We start from the raw sequence: 3095 nt of genomic DNA on the forward strand, positions 1-3095 counted from the left end.
GCACTCCCAAATAATATTAATCAGCATGTCAGTAATTACGTAAACCGTATAGATCCAACCAATTACGTTAACCACCATTGCTGCCTGACTAGACAACCCAGAAACAGCTCCGTCTGTCCCTGTTTGGAACACCGCATTTGCTGCGTTAGCTGCCCCCATCTGAACCATCCCATCGTATGCCCATTGCATGAGCTGCTGCTGCAGAACACCCAACGTCATATCGCCTGCCATCTTGTCGGTGAAAGCACCTGTTGCGGAATCCACGATGCTCCCCCACTGCCCCTTGATTAAGGCACTTGCACCGGACTCCAATGCAGCCTCGCCCGCCTGCCAGTAGCCATTAGCAAAAAGGCTCCCTGTACGATTCAACGCTTCCACCGACGAAGCCATTTTCAGCGACGACATGGTCAGGTTCACGTAATCCATGAGACTGACCCCGCTAGGGGCCTCACAGCAGTCCACATAGCCGCCCAAGGCCTTCTTGCACTCCATGGCCTCGCCGCCGAAGATTTTGCAGTCAAGGCTCTCCGGGGAGGCGCAAGTCATGTCCTGCTCCGCGAACTGGGTGACTTGCAGCATTGCAACTGCGTAGGCGAAATCGCCACTCTTGGTATTCGACGTATCGAAGCATTCGCTTCCCATGCAGCGAGCTCCTCCCGGGCACTCGATCTTCTGGCCGGTGTTCACCACAGTCGGTACCGAAACGTCGTAACCGCAGTCCCAGGTCTCGTTGTAGACGTAACATGTCCCTTTCGAACCACTGGCGCCTTTAACACACGATTGGCTAACAAAGCCGCAGGAACTGTTCTGCTCGAAGCTGGTGCAACTATCCAAACTCGATCCATCGTTGTACGGGCATTGCGTCTTGCCCTGCGCATCCACATAGCAGTCCATTTGGCCTACGTTGTAATCACACTGGAGTGCAGATACATGGACCTTCGTTGCCATTCGATCGACGTTAGGAATGGGGGGCGGTTGCAGCTTCTGATAAATCGGATCGCCTGGGCAAACGTCGAAGCCCGACAGGTTCACACAGCTATCGGCATCGCCGCTGCTCCCGGCAGTGGTGCTATATGACCCAGTGCAGAACTCCTCAAGCGTGGCAGTCGCTGCAGCAAGACAATCTTGGGGAGTCCAGTAGTCCTCAACCACGACAAGGAATTGAGCCATCTTGTAGAGGCCGGTCGCGGAGAAGCTGTTTGCAATCCAGGTCCCAAGAGCCTTCACGCTTCCGTTATCGTGAAACACGTAGGCAGTAACCCCGATCGAAGACATTTTCTGTACCAGCTCAGCTCCACCGCTACCAGCACCGTCCTTGTTACCGATGAAGACGATTACCTTCTGAACGTCGCTTCTCCAGGTAAAGGTATCCAGCACATAGTTAGCTGCAGCGATGTTGTAGGTGTCGCCAGAGGTGGTCCCTACCCCATTGATCCACGACTGGAACGCGCCGGTGTCGTCCGTAAGGTCAATATGGCGGGAGACATAGTCAGTGCCACGGGTTAGCGCGCCACCAATTCTGAGGTCGCCAGAGTTGGTCGCTCCGAGCAGCATGGCCAGGTTGCTAATCGAGCTACGCAACTCGGAAATCACACCCCCCATGGATCCTGAGTTATCGACAAGGAAAACAAGGTCCACAGGACCCGCTTTCACCTTCACCTCATGGCTGATATCGCAGTTTCCCTGCGGCTTTACGAGGCGTTCGCAGGTCTTGTAGTTCGCGATATGAGATTTGATGGTCGCATCGGCAAACTGATCGGTCTTTTTGCAATCTGCAAAGTTTTGTTGGAATGCCTGCATGTAATCGCTCGATCGGACAGAGTCAGCATTCGAGTACATGGGGTCTTTCGAAAGGTCGGGTTGAACCCTACGTGACGAGTCCTGAAGCAGGCGATAGGCATCCCCCGTGGTGCCGGAGTCGCTGGCGAGTTGAGTATTCGCCTTCTGGCCGAGATCGATCGTGTGCGCATCACTCCCATAAACGCCTTCCAGGGACTGGGTGTTCCCATCCTGGTAGCCGGAGAAGATGTCCTTCAGTGTTGCCGATCCGGTGGATCCGTTGAAGACGCTGATGCCCTGCTTTCCAACGTCCTGGCCAGCACTGGACCCTGCTGAAACAGCGTCGGCCCAGGCGCTGAAGGCAGTCATGTTGAGGTACAGCCCCACCACAACCGTACTGACCGCACGGATCAGCGATTGGCGGGCGCGGAATGGGTTTGGCATGGGCGAGTGCTCGAGGTTGAAGTGCCTCGATGCTATGGAAGCTGGATAGAGCCGGAAGGCCTTTTCCAGTGAAGATTGTGCAGAAAAACGAAACCCCGGTCAGCACGTGCTGACCGGGGTCCGTAGGGGTTACGTCGGAACGTGGACGATCACCTCGTCGTCGGAGGAGATGAGATTGTGAATCACTGCCCAGCGCTTGACGTAGCGGGGGTCTGGATTCCTGTCCTTGACGGTATCGGCGATCTTCGGTGGCACCAGAAAGCGCCGGCCGGAATCGACCATCAACTCACTCAGTTCTCGACAGTAAATTGCGTTGGCTGCGGTCACGATTCGTACTCCTGGTAGGTGATCCCCGCAGCCCTCAGCGTTGAGAGGGTTCCGGGGATCACCCACCAGGGGTGATCACAGCGGAGCCTAGCCCGAAGGCTAGGCTCTAGGTTTTAGGTACCGAGCCGCACGAGGCGTCCAGGTAGGTTCATCCGTGGCGGTGAGCTTGACGCTCCTTCTTGTGCCGTTGAATGACGCGATCGAGCAGAAGCGCGGTCCCACCCATCAGGACCGTGAACGTAACGACCGCAATCACACCAATGCCAAGAGGACTCATTCGCCTTCTCCTTTCAGATCTTCCAGTACAGCCATGATCAAACTGACTACCAGGCAGAGAAATCCTACCACAAGTAGCCAAGCTCCCCACTCAAGGTTGTCGACTCGTTCGTCCGGAGGCAAGCCAAGTAGCAGCAAACCAGGCACGATAAAGCCGGCACCCATGGCTAGAAAGAAGTTGATGAACCAATCTTTCAATTTCGTTTTTTTCATTTACTACCTCTCAATCAATGCGCAGAGGTAGCCCTTGCGGGAGACTCCCGCACAGG

At 55.4% G+C, this 3095-nt stretch carries 3 protein-coding genes; all 3 read right to left on the minus strand.

What is annotated here, in order from left to right; translation table 11 throughout:
* On the minus strand, positions 1-2223 hold a 2223-nt coding region (traN, locus tag FAS41_RS30980), incomplete at its 3' end, for a conjugal transfer protein TraN (protein WP_171049596.1).
* A gap of 129 nt (positions 2224-2352) precedes the next feature.
* Positions 2353-2550: a hypothetical protein gene (locus FAS41_RS30430; protein ID WP_138526982.1), complete on the minus strand. Its 198-nt coding sequence runs from the start codon at positions 2548-2550 to the stop codon at positions 2353-2355.
* A 273-nt stretch (positions 2551-2823) separates the two neighbouring features.
* Positions 2824-3039, minus strand: a complete 216-nt coding sequence (locus FAS41_RS30435; protein WP_138526983.1) for a hypothetical protein — start codon at positions 3037-3039, stop codon at positions 2824-2826.
* Positions 3040-3095: the final 56 nt, after the last annotated feature.

Source organism: Pseudomonas nicosulfuronedens, assembly GCF_005877905.1.
GTDB classification, from domain to species: domain Bacteria; phylum Pseudomonadota; class Gammaproteobacteria; order Pseudomonadales; family Pseudomonadaceae; genus Pseudomonas; species Pseudomonas nicosulfuronedens.